Source organism: Stenomitos frigidus ULC18 (assembly GCF_003003795.1).
Lineage (GTDB): Bacteria > Cyanobacteriota > Cyanobacteriia > Leptolyngbyales > Leptolyngbyaceae > Stenomitos > Stenomitos frigidus_A.
In genome coordinates this window covers 1-26,155 of record NZ_PVWK01000135.1, presented here as the reverse complement: position 1 = coordinate 26,155, position 26,155 = coordinate 1, and the positions used below count along the sequence as shown (strand labels likewise).

Here is a 26,155-nt window from a genome sequence, read left to right as displayed (position 1 = left end):
TCAGGGCCAGTGCTCCCGGTTATACACTCAATGGTCTACCAGGTGCGAATAAACCTGCGTCTGATCGTTAAAGTGAGGGCAACCTTGAACAGCAGTGCCGCCTCTGACACAAGCGTTTAAGCGCAGTCTAAAATGCATTGCCTTCTCCCTTGCTGCCAACCTGTTTGCAGATGCATTTGACAGAAGCATGGCAACCTCAAGCAACTAACGGGGTTGCCCTTGGGCCTTCAGGTAACCGCGTTGGATCAGGAGTGCTTTCAGGGCCGCGAGGAAGTTGGGATAGCGCCCGGTTTCTCGCCCCTCACTGTTATAGCGAGTCAGCCCCCAGTCCGAGGTGCGATCGTAATTTGCCAGCATCAAGTCCCAGCCCTGCTGAAACTCGCCCAAAAGCGCTTTTTGGGCAACGTAGCCAGCCAACACACCATTCCGCTCCCCTTGGTTACGACGCTCTTGGAAGGCCTTAAACATCGCTTGCAGTTGCTTCCGCAGATATTTAGGAACGAGAATTTAATAAGATGCAATTCTGGGGTAGGGGCTTGTCAATGCCAAGCCCCTAGAGCCGAGCGATCGTTCAGGTTATTTAATCCACGATCCTTAGGATGGTTGCGAGTGACGTCTTGAAGCCGCCCCTGGCGCAACGCGTAGATACGATCGGGTGGAACGGAACCTGCATAGGAGCTAAACGCATAGAGAAAGGCATTGTCAACGGTTAAAAACTCTTGCTTACCATCGTGATCAATGTCTTGAAACGAGCCGCCTATACCATCTAAGAAACCCGTGTCGGTCTCGATAAATTGATCCCCCCGCCACATATAGATTTTAAGGTTGGTGCAGCAGTGAGCACCACCGCTAAAGCTGCTCACGATGACTTCAGCCGTGCGATCACCATCCAGATCTTTGAGTGCCACTTCGCCACTACTCAAGGTGGAAACCGCTGCACTTACTTTGACCTGACCGTTGTAGGAAAGTTGATACCGAAGGTTGTTGGCCGCTTCTGGAGAGTCTTGTGCTGGCTTGTAGGGTTCATAACTTACGGAAGCCCCAATGGTGCCCGCCTGCAGTTTGCGGGATTGAAACGCCTGGGTGTCGTAAGCAATCGTGATGGCCGTTTGGGCCAGGGCCGGTTTTACGGCAACGACAGCGAGGGCAACCAAGAAACAAGAAAAGGCTACTCGGCATTGCATGATGCTACAACTATAGATTGGTCGTGATGTGAATGACGCGATCGTAACCACTCCATGCCGAAGTGCCAAGACTTGATCTGGCCTCAGTTCACTAGTGTGAGGCTGAAAGCGTTCACCCAAACTGGGGAAGTAGATGGATCGATGCCCCCAAGCAAGCAGGGCTGAGCACGATCAAAAGCGGCTCCGCCTTGACCGCTGCCACGTACTGTTCTTCAGCGCTTCTGAGCCTGAGCACCACTTCTACCCCCAATGCTGATCTGCCGAGCCAGCCATGATCACATCATTGTTGGCTAGTCGGTTCTTGATCGCCACCTGAAGAAGAAGTCGGCGAAGACGGTGATTGCTGTTGCAAAACCTGGTAGGCAAAGCAGAGCTTGGTTTCCTGATCACGAATACTCTGCTCGTCGTTGCCCATCACATGGCCCGCATCAAACCAATGCACGTTGATCGTCTTACCTAGTGACCGCAGTTTTGCCTCGTATACCTGCATCTGTCTCGCCGGACAGCGCGTGTCATGACGCCCCTGAATCACCAGGATGGGGGCAGTGACTTGGTCTGCATAGGTCAAGGGTGAGGCGGCCCGATGCGCTGCCGGCTTCTCTTCAGGAGTACCGCCAAACAAACTGCGTTGTACACCGCGCATCGTTTCTGCCTGGTCTTCATACATTAGAAACCAGTCAGCGATGGCTACATCTGCCATGCCACCGGCCCACAAAGCAGGTGCTTTGCCTAAGGTTTGCAAGGTCAGGTAGCCCCCGTAGGAACCGCCCGTCAAGAAGATTGCTTCTGCTTGAGCGATGCCTTGCTCGACCAACCAGTGCTGGGCCGCCACCAAATCCTCCACCTCCAGGTTACCGAGTTGCCCCCAAATGGCCCGCTCAAAGTCCCGCCCAAAGGTAGTAGAGCCCCGATAGTTCACCGACAACCAGGCAAAGCCATGATCTAACCAGGCTTGACAACTGGGCGCAAAAGCAGCGGTGGTGACACTGGTAGGGCCGCCATGAGCGTGCAGGATCGTCGGAAATGGCGCTTCGCCCTCCGGCAGTGCTAACCAGGCTTGCAGCGCCACCCCATCGAAGGCCGAGAAGGTGACTGATTGCCACGGACGAGTCGGTGGTGCGACCCCTGCCGACAGCACCATCCGGGTCTCTTTGGTCGCTGTGTTCAGTGCAATCAAGTGCAACGGCTGCTCCGTGCTACTAAAGGTCACCAAGACCTCGCCACTGGCTGTGAACTGTCCGCTACCAAAAGTCCCCTGCAGTAGTGGCAGGGGTTGCTCTTGCAGGGTTGCTAAAGAGTAGGTTGAGAGTCTGTAACAGGCTTGCCGCGCTTCGCACAGCAAAAGCTGTGCCCCATCCGCAGACCAGTCCCACACATCGAGTTCACCTTGCACCGTCGCTAGCGGTAGCGCAACTGACTCACCGTTACGGGGTTGCCAAAGCAACGGGCGGTTGAATCCAGAGTGATCGCTGGTTGCCAGTAGGCGTTGGTCACCCACCTGGGGTGAGAAACAAACGAGGCTGAAACTGGTGTCATTTTCATGTAACTCGTTGATCAGCGTCCCGCTAGCGGTCTCCCATGCCATCAAGCTAAACGCTCGACTGCCCGTGCGGGCTGTAGTCGCTACCACTACGATGGCACCATCGGCAGAGAAGGTGACACCACTGCACAAGGCTGGCGAACGCCACAAGAGACGCGGTGATGACAGTACGTCGTTTTCTAGCTGCTCGAGAAGATAGAGCTGAAACCCAGTTTCATCAGCGGCAATGAGTCCAAGTAAGGTACCAGTGCGATTTTCACTCAGACTTGTTGAGGCATAAGTCGGTAGGGCTGGGGTGATGTCCTGGGGTGCGCCACCTTCAAACGGGACACGCACATAGTGACCCCTTTCATTACCTTGCTGGTCCTCTAAATAATAGACATAGCGACCATCGGCAGCAATCCAACCACGGCTTTTGCCCTCAGGGTGCGTTGTCAGTGGGGTCAGTTGATTGGTCGCAACCTCCCAGGCATAAAGCTGATTGACACCAGACGCATTGGTACAGACCAACCCTCGCTGCGGTGCGGCTACAGCTAGTTGAGCCCAGAGGACCTTGTGGGCGCGGAAGCGTTGTTTCCAGAGGGCATCGTGATTAAGATCAGGTTGTTTGAGCATGAGGTGTGAACGCAAACTGCCCAAATTGTAGTGGAAGCCTGGTGCTCTGAGCCCAGTTAAACGACCCTCCAGGTTTTGGTTAGCGGTTCTGCCTCACCACCAGGAAATAGCGGTAGCGTTGGGAGCTTCGTGTCTTCAGACCGAAGGGGAAAACGCACACGAGCGGTTTTAACCGCCTAAGCTTTCTTCAATAAGCTGATCAACCACCGCTCTCAGTCGTCCCTGCCAGTCGGGTACGGACTTTAGTTTGTCCCTGACACCGGGTTTCACCTTGAAGCAAATTGGTTTTCTGTCTAGCGGATCGTCGCTAGTGAAACCCAGTTTGTGATCTTTCTGGAATGGCATAACACGACCCTAAATATATTGGTATACTAATATAATAACGCAACATAAAGTCATGCAAGTCCGCTGGAACTACAAACTACAACCAAATCGGACGCAGCAAACGCTGATGTCGGAGTGGCTTGTCACCTTGCGGAAGCATCGTAACTATTGCTTGGCAGAGCGTCAGCGTGGTTTTGAATCTAACCATCAAGATTCAGACGAACCTGTGATATACGCCTATGGTGCCTTTTGCGATCTGACTACCCGTGTTGCGTATGGTGCTTATACCAAATCTCGCAATAAACACTACAGATACGCCCTCACCCTAAATCCCTCTCCCACAGGAGAGGGACTTTGAATCCGGCTCTCTTCTCCCCTTGGGAGAAGGGTTGGGGATGAGGGCAAGATCTGTAGCCTTTACTAATTGATTTGGTATTACTGCCCTTTAACCTGTCCAGTCGTTAAACACGGGGTATTGTCTGCTGGTTTAACCAAGATCAGTAAGAAGCAGTTGCAATGGGGCAGTGCCTCTGATGTGCAGAGCAAGCGGACAACCGAGCTAAGGGCAGAGAACCCCTATTACAGCCAGATCAACGCTGATGTCCTGCAAGGCAATCTAGCCAAGCTAGACAAGGCTTACACTGGCTTTTTCAAGCATCAGAGAGGCTTTCCAGCCTTTCGTAAGGTTTCAAACTTCAAGAGCTTTCAGTACAAGCCAGGGGTGGCAAAACTCATCATCAACCGTGACGGCAAACGCTATAAGCGCACGGGTGAGAGAAAACCTTGCTATTCCCGTGTCTACCTGCCTAGTATCGGCACTATACGGTTTCTCGATAGTCGCGAAATCCCTGAGACGGCTGCACAGCGTACCATCACGGTCAAAAAAGAGGCAGATGGTTGGTACATCAGCGTGTTGTTAGAGCTGGCTGAAGAGTTGCTCGATCTCAAGGTTGATATTCAATCCTCCGTTGGGATCGACGTTGGCATTAACAAGCTCGTCTCGCTCTCCGATGGTTCCTTCATTGAGAACCCTAAGTTCGCCACCAATAAAGCTACTAGACGGCGTTTACGCATCAGGCAGAGACGGGTTAACCGCAAAGTCAAAGGTTCTAGGAACCGCGCCAAGGCTGGCCTCCTGGTAGCGAAGTTGCACAAACAAATCCGCGATCACCGTGACGGGTATCAGTGGCAAGCTGCCAGCAAGATTGTCAAGACAGCGGATGTGGTTGTTCGTGAAGACCTCAACATCAAAGGGATGAAAGCGCGATGCAAGCCCAAACGCTCTCAGGGTCGCTTTCTGCCCAATGGTCAAGCGGCTAAACGTGGTCTGAACCGTGCCATCAGTGATGCCGCTTGGGGCGGATTGTTTGACAAAATTGCTTGGCTCGGTCAGAAGGCAGGGAAGCCAGTGCTGGCAGAAAACCCGCAATATACCAGCTAGTCATGCTCTGCCTGTGGTCATTGCAGTTAAGCGAACCGTGATGGTGAGAAGTTTCTCTGTGAGGCGTGTGGTCATCTTGACCATGCCGATACGCAAGCCAGCCGGACGATCAACCGCAGGGCTGGCTTCAAGTTTGTCAGCAAAGACGTAAAAAGCCGACGCACTAGCCGTAAGTGCCTACCCGCCGACTGTGGGAAAGTCATGCTTGTCAGTGATGATGCCGCCCTTTTGGGCAAACGGCAGCAGGGCGAGAACTGGAACATAAACCAGATATTAGTTAACTCCGGTTAATTAAGAATCCCCGTCAATTTATTGCGGGGAGTGTCAAACCACGGTTGTGTCCAGGCTCAAATCTAACTGTTCCTGCTGCCACTCAGACACTTAACTTTTTTGTCACTAAAGGCGCGATCGCCCTATCTCGTCTTTGGCGTTCTACAAATCTTGATACGTCAACGCGGCGTTAGCCCAATTGGTTTCTTCGGGAACTGAGCAAAGGTCGTCAGTCGTCCGGGGAAGGCTGCTCGCAAGCTGGGAACATCCGCCTGGTAGCCTTTCTGGCGATACCACTGCGTTAAATCAAACAGAGCTTTGCGCCCTAACAGTAAGAAAAACATCAGCACCTTATACTACCGAGCCGCAGTACACTGCCACTGTCAAAGCGCAGACTGTTTTGGTGCTTGGTTGTCATGCCCCAAAAACTTTCAACGTCGCAGCCGTTTGGCAGCACTAAGTGTGCTAGCTATGTGAAACGGAGCAAGATGCTGTTCTTTTGGCCAAGTGATCACCCTTGCTCCTTACCTGTGCCTAGGGCATGCTATCGCAACACTTAGCACGGGTAAGACGGTTGGGAAATGCTTGCAGCCGCGTAGGAGTCTGGGGGGCAGTCATCGAAGCAATAGCTTAAATCACTACTTTGACTCCTTCCGGAGCCTTGAGATAATCAAACACAATTTGAGCCTTTTCCCTGTGCCATTTCACCTCAACCACACCTTTAGGATGGGGGACTTTACCCTCAGCCTGTTGAACTGATTTGGTTTGTGGTTTAATCAACACTTCGCTAAAATCAGGTGCTTTAGTGTAATGTACGCCCAAGATATATTTAGAAAGGTAATACACCGGGCTGGCTGACCACGCATGACAAAGGCTTTGATAAGGACTGTCGTGAAAATCTTCAGGTGTGGTTTGATACCCTTTGGCCAAGAAGAACCCCCATCCCTGTCGCATCAGATTTTCAGCGGTCTCTTCCAAGCCAGCAGTATACAAGCCGTCAAATAAATAAAACGCATAGCTTGGCGACATATAAACACCTGCTTTGTCGTCATAGCCGTTCACAAAGATGCAGCGTAAAGTCTGCGCTATATGCTTTTTAACTGATTCCAGTTGCTTTGCATCCACGACTCCTGCACGGAGAGCGAATAAATTAGCTTGAGCAGAATGTGTTCTCTTCTCTAGATTATCTGAGTAACAGCCTTTTTTAGCGTCCCACAACAAAGCATGGATACTTTGACTTACCTTTTCAAGGCGCTTTTTAAAGGCATTTGCCTCTGTTGGCTTCCCTAGTACGTTAGCTGCTTTAGACAAGCATCTTAATGCAATAACATAGGTGCATGAAAACTCACAATTGATGCCTGCTATATCTCTATAGCCATCAACGACACATGAATCACCAGCAAAACCATCATTGCTTGACACTTCTCCTCCTTTTTTAAGCCAATCAGCATCCAGGAGATAATCTGCACGTGCGTCTGATAAGTTGTTGAACCAAGCAATATTCTTCAACATCTCAGGCCAAAAATTTTCTAGTAATGATTGATCACCAGTATTTTCGTATTGCGCCCAAAAGCCTTCCACGGCATTAAGCGCAAAATCGGCAATCACATACGTGCCTGAGTTGGGATAGACAGCTCGAAACCGACCCGATGCGTCGAGTGATTGCCCATAGAGTTCCATACATCGTTGAAACAATAATTGGTCACCAAACAGGACGAGGTTATTGTGATACTGAATAACAGTGTCTCTTATGTACATGCCACGTTCTCTCCCGACACAATCTACATAAGCATCTTCCATGTTTGTTGCTTGAGTCAGTGCACACATTTCCCAGATACGATTAAGTAAGGGATCGGAACACTTAAACGCACCTTTTTTGACTACAGGATACGTCGCTTTACGAAGTGAAAAACTTTCAATACATATGCTTTCAGAAATGCCTCGAAAGGTAATGAGCATATACCGCACACCGCGAGGTTGATTGGGCATATAGGCAATAACATCTTCGGTGCATTTCACTCTATCGGCACTCTGATAATTAAAGGTGGGTTTAAGATGCCTTTGATCGTCATCGATATATTCACAATAGACAAAATCAATGTATGAACCTTTGGTCCCTGATGCTTTTAGTATGGGATAGCACAATCGTATATATTCCAGATCAAAGAGTAAAGCAAAGCCGCTGGGGTAGTCAGTAATTGAAAATCTTTTTCCCTGTATCTTTTGAATTTCAAACGACTCAAATGAAGCGCCATAGACATCCCAGCAAGATTCAAAAGCTGGATTTTCTGCCCTATTTGCTTGACGTACTTCTAACCACTCGATACCTCCCGGCAGTTGGACACCCTCCGGATAGGGTAGTGGCAATGCTTCTAGAAAATCAGTAAAAGCAGAAATCGATACATTTGGAGTATGCCGAAACAAAACATCTGATACATCGTTTTTATTTGCAGAAAGCGTTAAGTTGGCTGTTTTCGGTATACCTAGATAGAAATCAAGGATATCTGCGTAAGGAGCGACTTTGCCAAACAAATAATTCCAGCCCTCTTGCAAGTGCCACTCTAAGCTCAGCTTTAATTCAGTATCATGTCTGTAGGGTTTCACCTCTTTCCCATTGAGCCACATTTCGCCCCAAAAGGCTGAAATGTCTCGAACGATCTTCTCCTTTTCCGAAAACACATACGTGTAATAGGCAATATAATAACGTTCGGGATAAACAACCGCGTCATTGAGCTTGTCTGGAAAAGGAATCGTAAAAGAATATTTATCTTCTTGATGAATGAGCGGTATCACCTTGATTGGAGGCATAGACTGATTAATGGTCACTGGCTCGTACCTAAGCATTGGAATCTTTCTTTTAGCTAAGCTTCCCCATGCTTTTTGCTTGGCTATTGCAACAGCTGGTTTCCAGGCTTGATCGTTAAAGGCTACTTGCTTCCATTTCTCCTCCTTTGATTGGTCGTAGAAATCATTAGGATTTAGTGCGAAACTTAGTTGGGGTGTGTATCTGCTCCTTTCCAATGCAATTGCTGCTTTCCAATTCTGACTGTTGGATGATAAGTCAACTGCTTGCTTTTTAGTAAAAATCTTTCCCCAACAAATCAATCCAGGAATGTGATTAATACTTTTATATGTTTTACAGCCAAAAAAATTTGCCTGAATTGAAATAACATTTTCTGCGTTTTCTTTCAAATAGGGCTTTAAATCAATATAGTCAAAAAAGGGGTATCGCGGGTCAAAGCGTATCGGCCCCTGACATACAAAGACTTCATTGATAAATAATTGGTAGCTGGTATCCGCAAAAATGTTAAAGATCGACTCCTTGATGGTGCCACTCAATTTGATTTTTCTTCTGAAATTAACGTATTGATTCCTTCCTGCATTTTCAGTAGCGTGCCAGATAAATTGTGCCTTTTCAGGTAACTCTTGCGCAGAAATGTTTTCAATACCTTTCTTACCTAGAGCGGCAAAACCATTCGGTAAGAAGATGGCACTACCGAGTCCCACTGAGGTGTAACCAATAAACTTTCTTCTGCGCATACTGTTCTCCATTGAAACGGCAAGGAAGCTCTGGCGAGAGTATCTCGCTTTTAGAGGACACTTTAACGGTTCTGTAGCGGTAAGATAGTCCGAGCGCCTAACCCTGAATCTGGCGCTTAGCAAGGTAAATGAGTGCCTCTACGGTTTGCGGCAGTAGGCTTACAATCTTGCGCCAAGCTTCGACCTCCCATCCACCAGTCGAATGCGTGCTGCACGACCCAACGCTTCTTGAGTAACACAAAGCCTTTGGCCTGCGGTGGTCATAGCACCACCTGCAGGTGGTAATGCGCAAGTAGCAGTACTTCAACTCCTTGGCTAGCAGGACAATCGACGACCCACCGGGCACCCGTTGCAACTGACCGTCTAGCCTGACACCGCTCATATCTGCTTCCTGGTACTGGTCTCACGGTAACGGGGACAGAAGGGTACGTCAAGCGGTTGCACTGCCCAGTGACCTTAGCCTTGCCCGGTTGGGGTGCCGGGTTTAAGCTGAACGGGGAGTATAAAGAGAAGGGAACTGACGGGACGGAGTACGTGTGAAAGACTTCTTTATTAGCTATAACCGTCACGACAAAACCTGGGCCGTGTGGCTTGCCTGGACGTTAGAAGAGGCAGGCTACACCGTCATTGTGGAAGCCTGGGACTTTCAACCTGGCGGTAACTTTGCCCTGTATATGGACCGAGCGATTAAAGAAGCCAAACAGACGATCGCAGTCCTTTCTCAGCCGTTCCTGGACGCCAATTATGTTCACCCGGAGTGGGCAGCGGCGTTTGCCCAAGACCCACAGGGCTTGGAGCGCAAGCTGATTCCAGTGAGAGTCGGGGAGTGTCAACCAGCGGGACTGCTGTCCCAAATTGTCTACGTGGATCTGGTGGGAGTGACTGAAACCGAAGCTAAACGGCGGTTGCTGAACGGTTTGAAGGCGCGGGCAGTGCCAGACAAGAAGCCCAGTTTTCCCGGTGCGGTGGTACCGAAAGCAGAACGGGTGGAGCCGGAACCAGTGGCGTTTCCGGGGACTGAGGCGACGGTTGAGACTGCTGCTGGGTCTGGTCTGAAGCTACAGCTCTTTGACTTTACGGTGGTGACGGTGAATGAGAGAGGGGAGCAGGTTAAGTCAGAAAAAGGGACAGCGCGTAGCTTTCAAGAAGACCTGGGCTATGGTGTCGGACTGGAAATGGTAAGCATTCTGGGTGGAGCTTTTGTTATGGGGGCACCCCAAACAGAAGTAGAGTCAAGGGATTGGGAACGACCGCAACACCTGGTCAGGTTTAAGCCCTTCTGTATGGGCAAGTACCTGGTGACTCAAGAGCAATGGTTTGCAGTGTCGGAGTTGCCGAAAGTTAACTCGGCTATAAGGTCAGACCCGTCTCGCTTTAAGGGACTGAAGCGTCCGGTCACGGAAGTTTTCTGGGACGAAGCTGTGGAGTTCTGCGATCGTCTTTCTCAAAAGACTGGACGAGAGTACCGTTTGCCTAGTGAAGCGGAGTGGGAATATGCCTGCCGTGCTGGGACAACGACCCCATTTCATTTTGGGGAGACGATTACGACTGATTTGGCAAACTATAGAAGCATGGATATAGAACCCATTTGACATCTTTTCCCGTGATACTTGGCTTTGAACATGCGATGACACGCCTTACAACGAAACACCCCATAGCCCAGGTCTGTTGTGCGTTGCAGTTGGCTTGTGCGAGTCGAGCAGTAGTGAGGACAATCCGCAAGAAGTTCATTGGGCAGAAGTTTGAGGGCGATAGCCAGCCTATCAAACAGGGGTTCACTCCAGGGCTTCTACTCTCAACTTGAATATCCAGTCTGACAGTTTCGTTAAAAGCGCAACACTTCGCGATCGTAGTCATCTGGTAGCGGTTCTGTTTCCCATACCAATCCTTCTCCAGACTGCATGATGACTTCGACAACAAGTTGGACCAGCGGGCGCATTTGAACAGAAAGTTACGGTTTTGGCTAGAATCCCACTCCATAAGGTTTTCACTTCTTGTAAAGGCAACAGCTAGAAAAACGACCGTTTTCTTTGTGCCGAGCTTTTCGCTGCAATGATGTCTTGATCAGCACAAGAAAACTCATCAAGAAATCAAAATCAGGTTACATGGTCAGCTCTAAGTTTCCTGACACAGCGAAACCGTAACTTTCTGCATGGATGCGCCCGCTGGTCCATATTGATTCAAATACTTTTCACTAGCATTTCCAAAATTGGAAAGTCAATTTCAATAACTATTAATGACTTCCCAACGTGCCTAAGAGTATATTTCTGTTACTGAGAATGCAAGTTAAATCAGTGACATTTATGGTTGTGTCGCAAGAATGATAAGGTAGGAAGGCTCAATATTCTCTGACCTCAACCTAAATGGCTGCGCGTCCCTATTTAAGTGGCGACACTTTCTGCCGGAGATCATCGTGCTGAATGTGCGCTGGTACTGTCGCTACTCTTTAAGTTACCGGGATTTAGAAGAGATGATGGCGGAGCGAGGAGTGGAGGTGGATCATTCCACCATTCATCGATGGGTGTTGAGCTAGACCCCAGAATTGGACAAACGAGTCGACCGCACTTGAACCAGACCAACGACTCGTGGCGGGTGGATGAGACGTACATCCAAGTCAAAGGAGTGTGGAAATATCTTTACCGAGCGGTGGATTCAATGGCCAACACGTTGGACTTCATGCTAAGTGCAAAGTGGGACGGCAGAGCAGCCGCAAGATTTTTCCGCGAACTGCTGAAGGCGACTCATACGCAAACGCCACGGGTGATTACAGTGGATAAGAACGCTGCCTATCCGGTGGCAGTCGAAGCGTTGAAAGCGGATGAAACGCTGGCAGCAGAGACGGAATTACGGCAAAGCAAATACATGAACAATGTGATCGAGCAGGATCACCGCAACATCAAGCGACTGACAAAACCGATGATGGGCTTTGGCTCATTCCACACGGCAAGACGAACCTTGAGCGGGATGGAAGCAATGAGTATAAGTCGCAAAGGACAAGCGAAGGAAATCAGTCAAGGGGACAGTGTGTCTCAAGTAAAATTTATTGAAGAACTCTTCGGAATTAGCGCTTAACGGAACACGAATGAGATACTTCGTTTGTCATTAAAAAGTATTTGCGACACAACCTTCGATACTCTGCAATCTCAGGATTGTCATTGTTATTGCCAAACAGGTCTAGTCTTTTAACTTAATTCAATTACGACATTGTTCTAGCACTCTTACTCAAGGAATAGAAATGCTGAGAAAGCTCAGGCTGGGAGACCAGTTCACGTTGCTGCTTACTCTGATCTTCTTTGCTGGCATCATCCTTAGCGGGATCACGTTGTCCCACGCAATGCAGCGAAAAGCAGAGGATGAAGTTTCAACCAAAGCAGAAATCTTAACTCAAACCATGAATGCCGTCAGGAGCTACACCAGCGAGCACATTGCCCCTCTCCTGCAAGCACAGTTAATGACCTCACCCAAGTTTATTAGCGAAACGGTTCCTGCTTATTCAGCACTAGAGGTGTTTGAGAATTTTCGCAGTCAGCCTGAACATCGGAACTATATCTATCGGGAAGCAACGCTCAATCCGACCAATCCAAGAGATAAAGCGGACAAGTTTGAAGCAAACCTAGTCCAGCAATTTCGGCAGCAGCCAAGCCTCAACAAGCTGTCTGGCTACCGCAACATGGAGGGCGTGAATCTCTTTTATACGGCTCGTCCGTTAGCTGTGAAAAAGGAGAGTTGTTTACAGTGCCACAGTAAGCCTGAAGCGGCTCCTAAAAGTCAGCTTGCGAGCTTTCCGTCTGGGGGAGGCTTCGGGTGGCAACTTAATGACATTGTTGCGGCTCAAACCATTTACGTTCCATCGGATCAGGTCTTTCACCGTGGGCAACAGTATCTGGGATTGACGATGGGCATTTTTGCCTCCATCTTTGCCTTTGCCGTTCTGCTCATTAACAGACTGCTCAAGCGCAGAGTCATTCGTCCACTCAATCAGCTAACCTCGATCGCGCAAAGTTTGACGACTGACACCATTACCTCTGAGCAAGTGAGCGAATTTAACTCACCTAAGATTAGTAAAATTGCGCGACGTGAAGACGAACCAGGGCAACTAGCGCGCTCGTTTCAACACATGGCACTAGAAGTCGCTCGACGAGAGCAAACGCTAAGTCAAGCCGTTGAACAGCGAACGGCTCAACTGGCTGAAAGCATGAAAACGGCTCAACTAGCAAAAGCTCAAGCCGAAGAAGCGAATACTACGAAAAGTAAGTTTCTTGCGAATATGAGTCATGAGCTTCGCACTCCTTTGAATGCAATCATTGGCTATAGCGAGATCTTGGTCGAAGAGATCACAGATTTGAAAGTTCCAAGCTTGATTCCCGATGTGCGGAAGATTCATGGCGCGGGCAAGCATCTTTTAGGTCTGATTAACAATATTTTAGATCTCTCAAAAGTTGAAGCGGGTAAGGTTGAACTGTTTCTAGAAACTTTTACGATCGCGCCATTAATGCAGGAGATTATCGGTACAATCCATCCCTTAATCGTCAAGAACCAGAATCAACTCGTTGTAAATTGTCCATCTGACATTGGAACAATGCGATCGGACATCACAAAGCTTCGACAGAGTTTATTTAACCTGCTAAGTAACGCAAGCAAATTTACCGAAAATGGTACAGTCACTCTTACAGTGGAGCGTCCAGAGCCAGACTGGGTTACTTTTTCAGTCAGCGATACTGGCATTGGGATGTCTTCGGAGCAGCAAGCTAAGCTTTTTCAGGCGTTTACTCAAGCTGATATTTCGACCACGCGCAAATATGGCGGAACGGGATTAGGGCTGGTGATCACACAGCAATTCTGCAAACTTTTGGGTGGAGAGATTCAAGTCGAGAGCGAAGCAGGAGAAGGCACAACCTTTAAGATGCGGCTCCCAGCAGAAACGGCTCAAACTGAGAAAGCTGCACCAGAGATTCCTCAGCCAACCGTTCAGCGTGAAGTCATGGGCGATGGTGGAACCATTCTTGTGATTGACGATGATCCCGCCGTTCATGATCTGATGCAGCGTTTTCTCGGTCGTGAAGGCTATCACGTCATTGCAGCACTCGGAGGGCAAGAGGGCGTTAATCTTGCGAAACAGCATGCTCCCGATGTGATTTTGCTCGATATTAGAATGCCTCAGATGAGTGGATGGGAGGTTTTGAGCCTGCTCAAGTCTGAACCTGAACTCACGAAGATTCCGGTTGTCATTGTCACGATCGAAGAGGATCAAGCTCTGGGATCAGCCTTGGGAGCCGTGGATTACTTGTTTAAACCTGTGGACTACGATCGCTTAATCGCCTTACTAGAGCCGTACTGTGCAAACGCTGCTTCAACTTCTGTTTTGGTTGTAGAAGACAACACGGAAAACCGAGACGTGATCAGTCGCCAACTGACTAAAGCAGGCTGGCAGGTCTTAGAAGCAGAGAATGGGCGCAAAGCTTTAGAAGTCATGCAAAGTGAGAAACCGGGCGTGATTTTATCAGATTTGATGATGCCAGAAATGGATGGCTTTGAGTTCATTCGCGAACTGCGCCAGCATCCTGAGTGGCGATCGCTGCCTGTCATTGTTCTAACTGCAAAAGATTTGACTGCTGAGGAGCGCCAATGGTTAAGTGAGCAAACGCAACGAGTGTATTCAAAGGGTTCTAGTAACCGTCAGCTTCTAGATGAGATTCGCAGTTTGATGAAAAAAGCCCCGCGATCGTAGGAATAAAACATGAACCGCTCCCCAGTTCAAAATCGCCTGCTCGTTTATCTTCGTCACGAACTCTGTACTCCGATCAATGGCATGATCGGTTACAGTGAGCTTCTGCTAGAAGAACCACAAATTCAGCAGAGGCCAGAGCTTCTTGATGATTTGCAAAAAATCCATGCTTGCAGCAAGCAGTTACTTAGTCTAGTCATCACAACGCTCGATCCCGAAAAGCTAGAAGTCAGCGAGATTGAGGGAGAGCTAGACAGGTTTGGAACGAAGCTGCGAGTCGAACTGCTTACGCCCTTGAGTACGATTATGGGCTATTGTGAAATGCTGCTCGAAGATGCACCAGCCGAATCGATCCCCGACTTAAATCATCTTAATGCTTCGGCTCAACAGCTTCTCATTCTTGTGAATGACATTGTGAGCTTAGCACAGCAGCAGCTACAAACTCTCGACGAACAAGGGGACGCTGCGACTCTTTCAGTCAAGAGTCTAGCCGCAGTTAATTTTCTGCAAAATGCAACCACAACGTTTGTGAGTTTACATCGAGAATCTCCTGAAAAGCAGATTCAGGACGGGATGATTTTAGTCATTGATGATTCTAATCCTGATCTTCTTGCTCGCAAGTTAAAACGACAGGGCTACACAACGGTTACCACTGCGACCAGCGCTCAGCAAGCGTTAGAACAACTCAAAGCAGCGCCTTGTGACCTCATCCTGCTTGATGTGATTATGTCAGACATGAACGGCTTGGAATTGCTAGAGCAACTCAAACAGCATGAAAATTGGCGGGATATTCCAGTGATCATGATTTCTGCTTTAGAGGAAATTGAGGGGGCGGTGAAATGTATCGAACTTGGAGCGGAAGACTATTTGCAGAAGCCTTTTGATCCCACGCTATTAAAGGCAAGAATTGGAGCTTGTTTAGAGAAGAAACGTTTGCGAGATCAAGAAATTCTCTATCTACAACAAGTCGATCGCTTAACCACAGCAGCAGCAGAAATCGAAGCAAAAACCTTTACCCCAGGTAGCCTAAATGACCTCAACCAGCAACAGGATGAGTTTGGGCAGTTAGTCCGAGTGTTTCAGAAAATGGCGCAGGAAGTTCAGTCCCGCGAACGAACGCTAGTACAACAAGTGAATTTCTTGCAAGCTGCCGTTCACAAGGATCAGAGGGTTCAAATCGCAGACGAACTTGCAGCAACCAACCATTTTCGCCAAAATCAGAAACGGGGCAAAGGCGGGCGAGATGTTGAGAACTTATATCGGGGTTCTCTCTATCCTTCGCTCTCTCGCTTCTCTGCAAATGAAGAACGTTCCACGATTCAGAAAGTGAATTTGTCAACGATCTCAAAACGCGGGAGCTTCGCTGTCGCCGAAGGCAATCGCACCACTAAAAAGATCGTAGTTCACGCTTTCCGAGGTGGCACAGGCAAATCGAATTTGACGTGCAATCTCGCAATTAGCCTGGCAAAGCAGGGATACCGAGTAGGGATTGTGGATACTGATTTGCAATCACCCGGAATTCATATCCTGTTTGGATTAGATGATGAAACAGTCACACTAACTTTGAATGATTACTTGTCGGGGCGCTGTGCTTTGCATGAAGCAACCTATGACTTCAGCCGGGTTTTACCGGAACAATCTGAGGGGGCAGTTTATCTGATTCCAGCCAGTGTCAAAGCAGATGAGATTACTCGAATTTTGCGAGAAGGCTACCACGATGAGAAGTTACTCGATGGATTTTCTGAAATTAGTCGCGATCTGAGTCTAGATTTTCTACTGATTGATAGTCATCCTGGGATCGCTCCGGAGACTTTACAAGCGATCGCGGCTTCCAGTCTATTGCTGCTCGTTCTTCGCCCGGACTATCAGGATTATCAGGGAACAGCGGTGATTGTAGAACTTGCTCGAATGCTGTCGGTTGAAAATATTTCTTTAATTGTGAATCGGGCATTGCCGAACTTTGATGTAGAAACCTATCGTCAGCAGCTAGAAACTTCTTACGATGTTCCAGTTGCCGGAATTTTGCCCTTCTCAGAAGAGATGATGCACCTGTCGAGCAGCGAGATTTTCTCAGTTTGTTACCCCGATCATCCTTTAACAAAAGTCATTGATCAAATTAGTCAGCAGTTAATTGGTTAGTATTCGCAGGAATGACAGATGACCACGATCCTTTTAGTTGAAGATAACGAAATCAATCGTGATATGCTCCGTCGTCGTTTAGAACGAAAAGGATATCAGGTGATTATCGCAGTCAATGGTGAAGAAGGGGTGACGAAGACTCAATCAGATCAACCTGATCTCGTTCTGATGGATTTGCATTTGCCAATCTTAGATGGATGGGAAGCAACTCGACAGATTAAAGCCAATCCACAAACTCAGCAGATTCCAGTCATTGCTTTGACGGCAGATGCGATCGTCGGTGAACGTGAAAAAGCTCTCGCGGCAGGTTGCGATGAGTATGATACGAAACCTGTAGATTTCGCACGATTAGTTGAGAAAATGGATTCGCTGCTCAAACCAGTCGTACCAAAGCCTCCAGAGCCAGTGACTCTGAATCACACTCAACCATCACTTTCATGGACATCGCTTCGCCAAGAGCTTGAACTGCCAATCTACAGCATGATCAGCTATAGCGATATGTTGCTAGATGCGAGCGATGAAGATTCATCGCTCTCGAATGATCTCCAAAAGATTTATGTTTCAGCCTTGCAATTGCTCAAATTGGTGCAAGGTATTTTGAATCCAGTCTTACTCGAAGTACAACAGCAAGATTGGACGATCGATCTTTTTGCTCCAGCACTCCGACGAGAACTTCTAACCCCGCTCAGCACCATTATCGGTTACTGTGAACTTTTACTAGAAGAAGCCCCTCATGATTTCGTCTCAGATCTAGAACAACTTCACAACTCAGCACAGAAGTTATTAAGTCTGGTGAACAATCTCGATAGCGTTTTAGCTCGTCACACTCAAACTAGCGAATCAAGTGAGTCGAAGTTTTTAGCTTGGCAACCGACACAAAGAACTGACTTCTCTCTGAGTGAAAGCAATCATATTCTCATCATTGCTGCGAATACTGCAATCGCTAGACAACTCGAACGCCAGGGCTATCAGGTCAAGATGGCGACAACCAAGCAGCAAGCTTTAGAGATTCTTCCTGATGCTACTTTTGATTTAATTTTGTTAGAGGTGAATCACACAGAACTATTATCAGACCAGAAATTGAAAGACGTTCCTATTTTGCTTATTGCAGCCTCTGATCAGATGCCGCAAGTTTTACAAGGAATTGCACTCGGAGCAACAGATTACCTTATCCAACCTTTCCCATCTACGCTGCTGCGTACAAAAGTAGCAACTTGTTTACAAGCAGTTCAGTTACGCGAGCAAGTCGAGCATTATCAAGGCGTTGTCGAAGAGTTTAGAGAACAAAAGCAACTCGAAGCTGAACTCAAGCAGCAAGTCGAAGCATTGCAGTTTGAACTAGAGCAAGTGAAGCGATCGTCGTCGCATCAAGTTGCAGAGGTTGTACAAACCGATGATCTCCAGCCTGAGTTTCCGGGAGTACAATCCCCGAACTTACCCTTGAAAATTCTACTAGTTGAAGACAATGAACTAAACTCCGATATGCTCAGTCGTCGGTTACTGCGTCACGGCTATGAAGTTGTACTCGCAAGTGATGGAGCAGAAGGAGTCTCAAAAGCACTTTCAGAACAACCCCAAGTCATTCTGATGGATATTAATTTGCCTGTCATAGATGGATGGGAAGCAACACAGCGACTCAAAGCCAATCCACAAACGAGCCGCATCCCAATCATTGCTTTAACGGCTCATGCGATGACAGGCGATCGTGAAAAAGCGCTCGCATCCGGTTGCGATGACTATGATACCAAACCGATTGAGTTACCCCGCCTACTTAGCAAAATTGAAGACTGCTTGAAAAGCTCTATCTCTCGCTAAATAACTATGTGTGGAAATTTTGGTTTTTTGGGAAAACGGCTCCCGCAAGATGATGCTGAACTTCTACCCGCACGAGTGGTAGAGATTTTCAAAACAATGGGTCGAGAGACTGAAATTCGAGGAGAGCAAGCAGGCGGCGGTGCTATTTTCGCTCGTGATCGCGCAAATCAAGCGATTTTCGTTGGCGAAAAAGTTGTCAATCAAAAGCGAAAAAATCTGACTCAATCTCTAGAATCTGCTTTCTCAAAGACTCGGCGCAAAGCCGCAGGAAAAGGCGCTAAGGCTTCAGATGTTGCAGTTTTAGGAATCTGGCACTATCGATTTGCAACCAGTAGCCCACCGGCTGTTTTAGAGACTCACTGGCACGAGTGGATGCCTGCTCGATTTGCAAATGTTTGGCGCGTCGAAGAGGGAAAATGGATCTGCGGTCGACATCTAGTGAATCATCGGATCACACACAACGGCGACTTTGATGGCTGGACAATCTTTGATAACACGATCGAGAATGCAGAGCTAGGACTTTGGCTACAACGAGTCTTACACACGCCAAATGCAGCATTGGGCGACTCTCCCAAAATTGCTGGCATGATGGATTTGCTCATCACTCAGGGCATGTGGGATGCTTCTTTAAGATTGGCACATCAGCTTGCGATCGCAGAATCGACGCGAGATGCCTGTGGTGGCAGAACTCCCTCCAAAGATGCTCCAAATACGGCTCCCACTGAAGTCGAGATCGAAGAGTGGAGTGCGATTGCAGAAAAAGTTTTTCTCAGTCATCAGGGTAAGCTTCTAATGCCGTATGCCAGTTCGATGCTTGAACTATCGAGAAAACATGTGAATCAATTTGAGCAAGAGCTAGTTCAAGCATTCAGTCAGCATCATTCAATCGGACAATGGTCTGCAAGGCTTCCTAACTTTGTCAAAACTGCAATTCACGTTTTCTTTCATAACAATCTGTATCAAGCCACAAAACTCTTTTTATCCAGAGCGCACGGCAGTTTCGGCTTGGTCACAGCTTCAACTCTGAGTGAAGCCACTCTTGTTGTCAGTGCTTGGGGACAACCGATTGCAACTGGCTTCAATGTTCAAGATGATTATATGGTCTATGCTTCAGAACCTGCTGCGGTCGATGCGGTACTGTCTCATATTCCGCGATCGTATCGATTAGATCTGGACCAGAAAGGTGGCGAAATTGCCTGGGTCGGCGTGAATCACATCACCGTTTACTCAATGCTCGAAGACCGAGAACTGAGAAGCTCAGAACTTGAAGAGCGCTGGATTCCGCTGCAAGGCAATTCCTACATTCTGCCCCCGGAAGAACATGCAGCAGATCCCGTCCAACGTGACATTCAGGAAATTCCTAAGATTCTAAAGTCGATCGAGCAATCTTGGGATGATCCAACTTCGTTTAATCGTCAGACCGCAGATTACTTAGTTGAACTACTCATTGAGAAAGCTAAGAACCTCAAACTAGAGCGGGTCACGGATACACCCGCGATCGATTTATTGATTACAGGAGTTGAAAGTAGTCTTTGGCTCGGTGAGCGATTTGCTCAAGATCTCACGCTGATATGTCCAGCCTTGACGGTTAAAACCATTTCCTCAAATCAGCTTCTCCAACGATTGCAGTACGACGGCAGTTTACGATTGGGCAAGACCTCGATCGTGCTTGCAATCAGTCAGTCTGGACAAACCTTCCCAACCCTGCAAGCAACGAATGCTCTAGAAGAATTGCACCTTCAAGGAAACATTCGCGAATTCTTTATCCTAACTGGAGAGCTGTGCAGTCTGATGGGAACTGCAATCTCCCAGTACTACTATCAAGAGTCAAGTTTTACGAGACGAATTTTCATCAATGGCAGTGGACGACGAACCGCAGAACCCACAACCGTTGCGATCGCTGCGGCTCAAGCAACTTTAACAGAGCTACTGCTACACGTTGCAAAACAGTTAAGAGCGAGATTCCCTGCTCATCAAGGTGCATTTGGCATGACATTATCGACCGCCGATGTGTTGATGCTAGAAAAAATGAAAATTGATTTCCCCAATCGTGCTGAAGCGATCGTGGGGATAACTGCGAAAGGCAAAATCAATCGCTCGTCAGATTATTCTCAACTCCTTCAAAGTAGTAAGAAGTGGGCACAGCATATCATTGAAGCGCCGCTTGTGTGGGCAATTCACTCACTCTACATTGCGCTCACAGTTGGACTAGGCATCCCATTCATTCAAACTGTATTTCGGATCATTTTTGGCTTTGCCAGCCTGTCGATTCCTGGATTTTTACTGCCTTTACTCATCGCTGCAGACATTCTGATTTACATCTTTGGTCCTTGGCTCTGGAGTTTAGCATTGCGATATTTTCAGCATCGACCGCTCCTAGCACGAACAGGGAAACGTTCTGTCGTTATTGGAGATGCGCCTTGGATTCATCAACTTCTAAGATGTTATGTGAGTAAGCTCTTTTCTCTCAGTTATGGGATTGCTTCTTTAGATGTGCATGGCGGGAATCCACAAGATCATATGCTGCACCAGTATGGACATCGAGTGGTCAGAGGCTCACTGATCTTTCTGGGCATTCCCGATGGGCGGCGGAGTCCGATGCAGAAGGAGAGTGAAAGTGCCATTGTGATGAGCGGGAAGCAAGCCATTGGAGTTCAAAACCTTAGTACAGGTGCAGAGATTATTGCTCTAGGACATGATCCAGCGATCGCACATCAAAGCTTTCAAGATGCGATCGTTCTTTCTAGTTCCAACATTGACACTTCTTTCGATCGCCAAATCACGCTAGAAGAACTTCGAGAATCAAGATTTACTGGGTTTGAGAGATTGTTAGCGAGCTATGTGTTCTTCTGGGCAATGGCAAAACAGGTCGCATCATTCCCGCTCCTACAGTATCAGCACTGGAAATCTCAAAGTCGCACTCGAATTATGACCACTGCTGCCCCTGTTTCACGTGCAACCGTTGATCGAACCAAGCGCCCTATGGAACGAAGTGGATCAAGGTAATTTGTGAAACCTACATTGATTAAATTGAGCAGTCTAACGACCAAGATAAGCGGCGGCAGATAACCTCGGCAACCCCCCAAGATCTCTCGCTCGTCCGCTTCATCGACTTGTTAGGTGGCTTCACTTCCCATAATTACCAGCATTCTCTCTTCAATTCCCTGCCAAACTTCCCTAGATATCTGTATTGCCGCTTCTTTACAACGAACCATTAGTTCGCTGATATATAAATAATTTGCCAAGGCGTAAGACTCTTCATAGGGTAAATCAAGCCATTCCTCCTGAAATTCAAGGGATTCGAGCCACACTTGCCGAATTCGATTTATATAGAATCGATAACCTTCATCATCTGCATATACCGCTGAAATTTCGATAGGAGCTTCATCCTGAAGTGCTTCTAGTTTAAAAATTAAACCTTGACAATCAATATTTCTAAAAATTTTGTTTTCTTCAAATTTGCGTACTAAATCACATGCAAATTCTAGACTAGGCTTATCATGAATTAGAGGGAGATATTTATTCATTTGATCAGGATAAACAGGTCGATCATCCAATATTATTTCCGATCCATCTTCAGCAACAAAATTAATGTCAGGGACAGGAAATCCAAGCTCCCATATCTCACCAAATAAGCTAGGTGAGAGTGCATTGAGTAAATGATTTACTCGGTAGGAATGTGGCTTGCCAGCATCACGTTGCTCATCGAAGATAATACTGATGAACACATATATTGCAGCCCGCTTTGTGGCAGATCTGCACTTTTCTTCTGAATCATCTACTGCTTGAACTACCCATTTAGCCAGTCCCCTAAGCTTAGGTGTTTTGAGATAATTATAGGATAGCAATCTTTCCTCCATAAGCTCTAAAAACGTATCCCCACAACGCAGCAAACCAGCTATTAAAATAAATATCTCTCTCCATCTTAAATTATCTAAATTTTGTTCTAAAGAGTTTCTGATTAAACTGGAATCTCGACCAATATACTGGGCTGTCAAATATTCCTGAAAAGCAAGATGAGAGAATGAAAAAATGTACTCAGCACGTTCAATGAGAATACCTTGTTGAATTGAAATTGCATCTAAAATTGCTTTCCCATTTAAATATTTTGGCTTATCTACTATATCGGACAAGTAATCTTTGATCTGCTCTATCAGCTCTTCTTGAGTGAAGAAAACTTGATCATTAACAGAACCTTGATAAGCAATCTGAGACAATAAATCCTTTTCTACTTCATTGCTGAATCGCTGATAGATAGGATCTTGCTGAAGCTTTTTTTCCTTTGCCCAATCCTCTAAAAGATGGTCTAATGCTTTGCGATATAAAGTTGCTTGACTCGACGGCAATTTTTGTTCATGTTTATAAATTCTGCAAAGCAGAGTAAGTAACAGAGGTGTATGCGCTAGTTCTTTTGCAGCAACGTTATTAGGATCATTCAGAGATTCCCAGAATCTTTCAGCAGCTTGTACTTCTCGATTCGCTTCAGATTGGAACCAATTGCAAATAAATTGCTGGATCTGGTCGTCATCAAAATCTGCTAATTCAATATCTTGAAAACGATTCCAGGCACTTTGGTAAGCAGCGATACGACAAGATGCTATATAGCGGTTACTATCATAGCGAGTAACAAAGCCCTGGATAGCTCCAATAACAGCATCTTGATGTATTATAGGAACTTCATCTAATCCATCCATTAAAAGCAGCAGTTTACCCTGTTCTAGTAATTTTAAAGTGAATGTTTCGGTTTCAGGAAATCCAAAATTTGATAGTTCATCTGCAATCGCTTTGGTAAGGTCAATTTCATTAGTATTAAACCGTTTCAGTTCTAAAAGTACAGGAATACAGCGATGCCTAAGACTGCCTTTTTCTCCTTTAAGTGCCTCTAGTCCTGTGCGTCGTAGAAACGTAGATTTTCCGGAGCCAGGTTTGCCCAACACCATTAAAAATTGATTTTCATTAACGATCGTTGAGCTATCTAACCCAGCAGTTTTCTGGGCTTGAAAACGTTGTTTCTGGGTCTTTCGGTAATTTTGTTCTAGAGCTTTTAATGAAGTTAAGCTGCAAATACTCAACTCATCTAAAAAGCGAACTTTGGTGTAAATCCCTTCCAAGGGGATACCTTGTCTCATTCCCAGAAAACGGACTTCCCCATAGCGATTAGCGTATTTATCAGCGTACTGCCTCAGAGCAGCAGCAGCTTTGGCGCGATCGCCTACTACTTGAGCGAACCCACCCCCAACTTTCTTTGCAGTGTCCACCAAAATCCCAACCAAACCACCTGCTAAAGGATCAACAAAGGGTTCTATCCCAGTCATGGCATTAAACACTAAAGACACTTAACAATATTTTAGAGGAACATTGGGGTATTGCTCCACTGGCTCAGGGATCTTCAGGTTAGCTTAATGCTGAATACCGACAAAGCATTTTCCACCACTGTCCCCGCCGAGGACTCAAGCCGCCTAACTATTATTAGACTGAAAATTTCCGCCTAAGATCCCAAAATGGGTAGATAGGCAGAACGATTCAGCCTAAGATCCCGAATCACTACTTATGCTGATTATTTCCGCATAATACGCCGTTTAAGCTGATTAGCTAGAATCTTTCCGCATATTTTCAGATCCCTTATACGGATGAGCATATGTACTATTTAATACACGGTACATCTACTTATCTCTATGCAACCACCTCCCAAGAAATTGCTGGATCAGGTGCGGGATGCGATTCGGCTCAAGCACTACGCCTACCGCACGGAAGAAACCTACGTACAATGGATTCGCCGCTACATCCTGTTCCACAATAAGCGCCATCCAAAGGAGATGGGCAAAGCTGAAATCGAAGCATTTCTCACCCATCTAGCCGTTGATGGGCAGGTCTCCGCTTCAACCCAAAATCAAGCTCTCAGCGCCTTGCTGTTTCTCTATCGGGAAGTGTGCAAAATGCTCAATCTTGAAATGACGGGCATTGATGCTGTTCGAGCGAAACGACCTCAGTATGTGCCTACAGTGTTGACCAAGCAGGAGGCAATCACCGTGATCCAGCAGTGTGATGGAGTCTATCAATTGGTGGTGAAGCTGCTGTACGGGAGTGGTCTTCGCTTGAGCGAAGGGTTGCGCTTACGAGTCAAGGATGTTGACTTTGCCCAACACCAAATTGTGGTCAGAGACGGCAAAGGTAGCAAGAGTCGTGTGACGCTGCTACCAGCGAGTGTCGCAGCAGAATTACGAGATCATCTAGTGGGTTTCCAACGACAACACCAACGGGACTTGAGCAGAGGGTTTGGAGCCGTAAATTTGCCCTTTGCGCTGGAGCGTAAATATCCCAATGCCAATCGGGAGTGGATCTGGCAATACGTGTTTCCATCCGGTTCATTTACCAAAGATCCACGCAGTGGGCTGATGTGTCGGCATCATTTGCATGAAAGTGGAGTACAAAAAGCGGTTAAACAAGCAGCAAGGGCTGTAAGGCTTACCAAGCGGATTGGCTGTCACGCCTTCCGGCACAGCTTTGCCACTCATTTGTTAGAGAACGGGTATGACATCCGCACGATTCAAGAGTTGCTTGGGCACAAGGACGTTAAGACAACCATGATTTATACCCATGTCCTAAACCGGGGTGGGCGAGGAGTTCGTAGTCCACTTGATGGGTGACGATGAATTGGGCATCAACGAGCTACCACCCAACGTGAATGTCTACCAGTTCTTATCTTTAATTGGCGATCGCCTGCCTTGCACTTGTATGTTGAGAGTGTGTGGTAGACCGATTGGCACTGGGTTGTTAGAAGCCGAGCAGAAGCTTGGGTCACCACACACCTTGGCTACTGAACTCGAACAATCGCCTGGAACTTTGATTCCGTATCGTGCAAGTTTGAGTCCGACCAGGATGCTGTCTACTCCAAAAAGCTCATGAATCAAACCGCATATTGGGTTGGGATTGATGTCTCGAAGGCTCAACTTGATGGTCACATTCGACCCACCGCAGAAGCGTTTCAAGTCGCCAATACGGAAGCCGGCATTGCCGCTTTGGTGCAACGCTTACAGCAACTGCAACCAACGCTGGTTGTGATGGAAGCGACTGGCGGTCTAGAAGCCCCAGCCGCCGCGGCCTTAGCCCTCGCGCAGCTGTCCAAAAAGCGCTGGTCGTACTGGCAATTGAGCACCGTAGTTGTGCAAAGCTAAGCAACCTGGGCTACTCGCTGAACAAATTTGCGACCACAAATTGGCAAGCAATCAGTTCCCTGTTTGTCGGCTCTGGTTCGGTTGCTTTGTTCCTAAAGTGGCTAATCGAGCGCAAGAGCGGTCAATCCTCACCACCAAACGACCAATCAACGGTTGGTTTTGGGCGGTTGCTAGGGAAGCAGCCTGAGTCTACCAAGTGAATACTAGGCAAGACGTAGCAGTTAGTCTTGAGCCAGAAGAAGAGAACAGCCGCAGCACTCGCATGACGTCCCCCTTCCCTCTGGTCAGGCAGGGTGGTTTCATACAAGAATAAGAAAATGAGGATGGACTGAGTAGTTATTATTCAGTCCATTCAGTCCATGACCCTCATAGAGCAATTAAAGCAAA

At 47.4% G+C, this 26,155-nt stretch carries 17 protein-coding genes; 10 read left to right on the top strand and 7 right to left on the bottom strand.

Going from position 1 to position 26,155, the window contains the following annotated elements; genetic code table 11:
• Positions 1 to 204 precede the first annotated feature (204 nt).
• The 4 genes from C7B82_RS24885 to C7B82_RS32665 form a co-directional block, all read right to left on the bottom strand.
• Positions 205 to 468 (bottom strand): hypothetical protein, encoded by a 264-nt coding sequence (locus tag C7B82_RS24885; protein WP_106259459.1) that lies wholly within the window; start codon positions 466 to 468, stop codon positions 205 to 207.
• A 71-nt stretch (positions 469 to 539) separates the two neighbouring features.
• Positions 540 to 1,154 carry a hypothetical protein gene (locus C7B82_RS24880; protein ID WP_146141256.1) on the bottom strand — a complete coding sequence of 205 codons (615 nt, stop codon included), beginning with the start codon at positions 1,152 to 1,154 and terminating at the stop codon, positions 540 to 542.
• A 310-nt stretch (positions 1,155 to 1,464) separates the two neighbouring features.
• A complete protein-coding gene (locus tag C7B82_RS24875; RefSeq protein ID WP_106259457.1) occupies positions 1,465 to 3,339 on the bottom strand; it encodes a prolyl oligopeptidase family serine peptidase in 1,875 nt (624 codons plus the stop codon).
• A 168-nt stretch (positions 3,340 to 3,507) separates the two neighbouring features.
• Positions 3,508 to 3,684: a hypothetical protein gene (locus C7B82_RS32665; protein WP_181357654.1), complete on the bottom strand. Its 177-nt coding sequence runs from the start codon at positions 3,682 to 3,684 to the stop codon at positions 3,508 to 3,510.
• 52 nt (positions 3,685 to 3,736) lie between these two features.
• Between C7B82_RS32665 and C7B82_RS24870 the strand changes: the two genes are divergently transcribed.
• Both C7B82_RS24870 and C7B82_RS24865 read left to right on the top strand, forming a co-directional pair.
• Positions 3,737 to 4,021: a helix-turn-helix domain-containing protein gene (locus tag C7B82_RS24870; protein ID WP_106259456.1), complete on the top strand. Its 285-nt coding sequence runs from the start codon at positions 3,737 to 3,739 to the stop codon at positions 4,019 to 4,021.
• 117 nt (positions 4,022 to 4,138) lie between these two features.
• A complete protein-coding gene (locus C7B82_RS24865) occupies positions 4,139 to 5,104 on the top strand; it encodes an RNA-guided endonuclease InsQ/TnpB family protein (RefSeq protein WP_181357653.1) in 966 nt (321 codons plus the stop codon).
• Positions 5,105 to 5,553: 449 nt separating this feature from the next.
• Here C7B82_RS24865 and C7B82_RS24860 read toward each other — a convergent pair whose 3' ends face one another.
• The gene (locus tag C7B82_RS24860) at positions 5,554 to 5,718 is read right to left on the bottom strand and encodes a hypothetical protein (RefSeq protein WP_219904680.1); all 165 of its coding nucleotides are present in this window, start codon (positions 5,716 to 5,718) and stop codon (positions 5,554 to 5,556) included.
• A gap of 286 nt (positions 5,719 to 6,004) precedes the next feature.
• Entirely contained in the window at positions 6,005 to 8,914 is a 2,910-nt protein-coding gene (locus tag C7B82_RS24855) for an alpha-L-rhamnosidase-related protein (protein WP_181357652.1), read from the bottom strand.
• Between the two features lie 536 nt (positions 8,915 to 9,450).
• Between C7B82_RS24855 and C7B82_RS33965 the strand changes: the two genes are divergently transcribed.
• From C7B82_RS33965 to C7B82_RS24825, 6 genes are all read left to right on the top strand, one after another.
• Positions 9,451 to 10,506, top strand: coding sequence for a TIR domain-containing protein (locus C7B82_RS33965; RefSeq protein WP_245940078.1), 1,056 nt, complete (start codon positions 9,451 to 9,453; stop codon positions 10,504 to 10,506).
• A gap of 749 nt (positions 10,507 to 11,255) precedes the next feature.
• A protein-coding gene (locus tag C7B82_RS24845) for an IS6 family transposase (RefSeq protein WP_422632142.1) occupies positions 11,256 to 11,986 on the top strand; the annotation gives its coding sequence in 2 pieces (ribosomal slippage) (positions 11,256 to 11,442 and positions 11,442 to 11,986; 732 coding nt in all).
• 163 nt (positions 11,987 to 12,149) lie between these two features.
• A complete protein-coding gene (locus tag C7B82_RS24840; RefSeq protein WP_106259453.1) occupies positions 12,150 to 14,642 on the top strand; it encodes a response regulator in 2,493 nt (830 codons plus the stop codon).
• A gap of 9 nt (positions 14,643 to 14,651) precedes the next feature.
• Complete coding sequence (locus tag C7B82_RS24835; protein ID WP_106259452.1) at positions 14,652 to 16,778, top strand: response regulator; 2,127 nt, start codon at positions 14,652 to 14,654, stop codon at positions 16,776 to 16,778.
• An 18-nt stretch (positions 16,779 to 16,796) separates the two neighbouring features.
• Complete coding sequence (locus C7B82_RS35295) at positions 16,797 to 18,593, top strand: response regulator (RefSeq protein ID WP_106259451.1); 1,797 nt, start codon at positions 16,797 to 16,799, stop codon at positions 18,591 to 18,593.
• A 6-nt stretch (positions 18,594 to 18,599) separates the two neighbouring features.
• Positions 18,600 to 21,599: a hypothetical protein gene (locus C7B82_RS24825; protein ID WP_106259450.1), complete on the top strand. Its 3,000-nt coding sequence runs from the start codon at positions 18,600 to 18,602 to the stop codon at positions 21,597 to 21,599.
• 110 nt (positions 21,600 to 21,709) lie between these two features.
• Here the strand turns inward: C7B82_RS24825 and C7B82_RS24820 are convergent, their stop codons facing one another.
• On the bottom strand, positions 21,710 to 23,908 hold the full coding sequence (locus C7B82_RS24820) for an NACHT domain-containing protein (RefSeq protein ID WP_106259449.1): 2,199 nt from the start codon (positions 23,906 to 23,908) through the stop codon (positions 21,710 to 21,712).
• Positions 23,909 to 24,268: 360 nt separating this feature from the next.
• Here C7B82_RS24820 and C7B82_RS24815 point away from each other — a divergent pair, with 360 nt between their 5' ends.
• On the top strand, positions 24,269 to 25,240 hold the full coding sequence (locus C7B82_RS24815) for an integron integrase (protein WP_106259448.1): 972 nt from the start codon (positions 24,269 to 24,271) through the stop codon (positions 25,238 to 25,240).
• A 255-nt stretch (positions 25,241 to 25,495) separates the two neighbouring features.
• Positions 25,496 to 25,768, top strand: coding sequence for an IS110 family transposase (locus tag C7B82_RS24805; protein WP_106259446.1), 273 nt, complete (start codon positions 25,496 to 25,498; stop codon positions 25,766 to 25,768).
• The last annotated feature ends 387 nt before the right edge of the window (positions 25,769 to 26,155 follow it).

Coding starts and splice junctions, on each gene's coding strand:
- C7B82_RS24885 (WP_106259459.1), bottom strand. CDS start 468: ATGTTTAAGGCCTTCCAAGAGCGTCGTAACCAAGGGGAGCGGAATGGT.
- C7B82_RS24875 (WP_106259457.1), bottom strand. CDS start 3,339: ATGCTCAAACAACCTGATCTTAATCACGATGCCCTCTGGAAACAACGC.
- C7B82_RS32665 (WP_181357654.1), bottom strand. CDS start 3,684: ATGCCATTCCAGAAAGATCACAAACTGGGTTTCACTAGCGACGATCCG.
- C7B82_RS24870 (WP_106259456.1), top strand. CDS start 3,737: ATGCAAGTCCGCTGGAACTACAAACTACAACCAAATCGGACGCAGCAA.
- C7B82_RS24860 (WP_219904680.1), bottom strand. CDS start 5,718: ATGTTTTTCTTACTGTTAGGGCGCAAAGCTCTGTTTGATTTAACGCAG.
- C7B82_RS24855 (WP_181357652.1), bottom strand. CDS start 8,914: ATGCGCAGAAGAAAGTTTATTGGTTACACCTCAGTGGGACTCGGTAGT.
- C7B82_RS24840 (WP_106259453.1), top strand. CDS start 12,150: ATGCTGAGAAAGCTCAGGCTGGGAGACCAGTTCACGTTGCTGCTTACT.
- C7B82_RS24835 (WP_106259452.1), top strand. CDS start 14,652: ATGAACCGCTCCCCAGTTCAAAATCGCCTGCTCGTTTATCTTCGTCAC.
- C7B82_RS35295 (WP_106259451.1), top strand. CDS start 16,797: ATGACCACGATCCTTTTAGTTGAAGATAACGAAATCAATCGTGATATG.
- C7B82_RS24825 (WP_106259450.1), top strand. CDS start 18,600: ATGTGTGGAAATTTTGGTTTTTTGGGAAAACGGCTCCCGCAAGATGAT.
- C7B82_RS24820 (WP_106259449.1), bottom strand. CDS start 23,908: ATGACTGGGATAGAACCCTTTGTTGATCCTTTAGCAGGTGGTTTGGTT.
- C7B82_RS24815 (WP_106259448.1), top strand. CDS start 24,269: ATGCAACCACCTCCCAAGAAATTGCTGGATCAGGTGCGGGATGCGATT.
- C7B82_RS24805 (WP_106259446.1), top strand. CDS start 25,496: ATGAATCAAACCGCATATTGGGTTGGGATTGATGTCTCGAAGGCTCAA.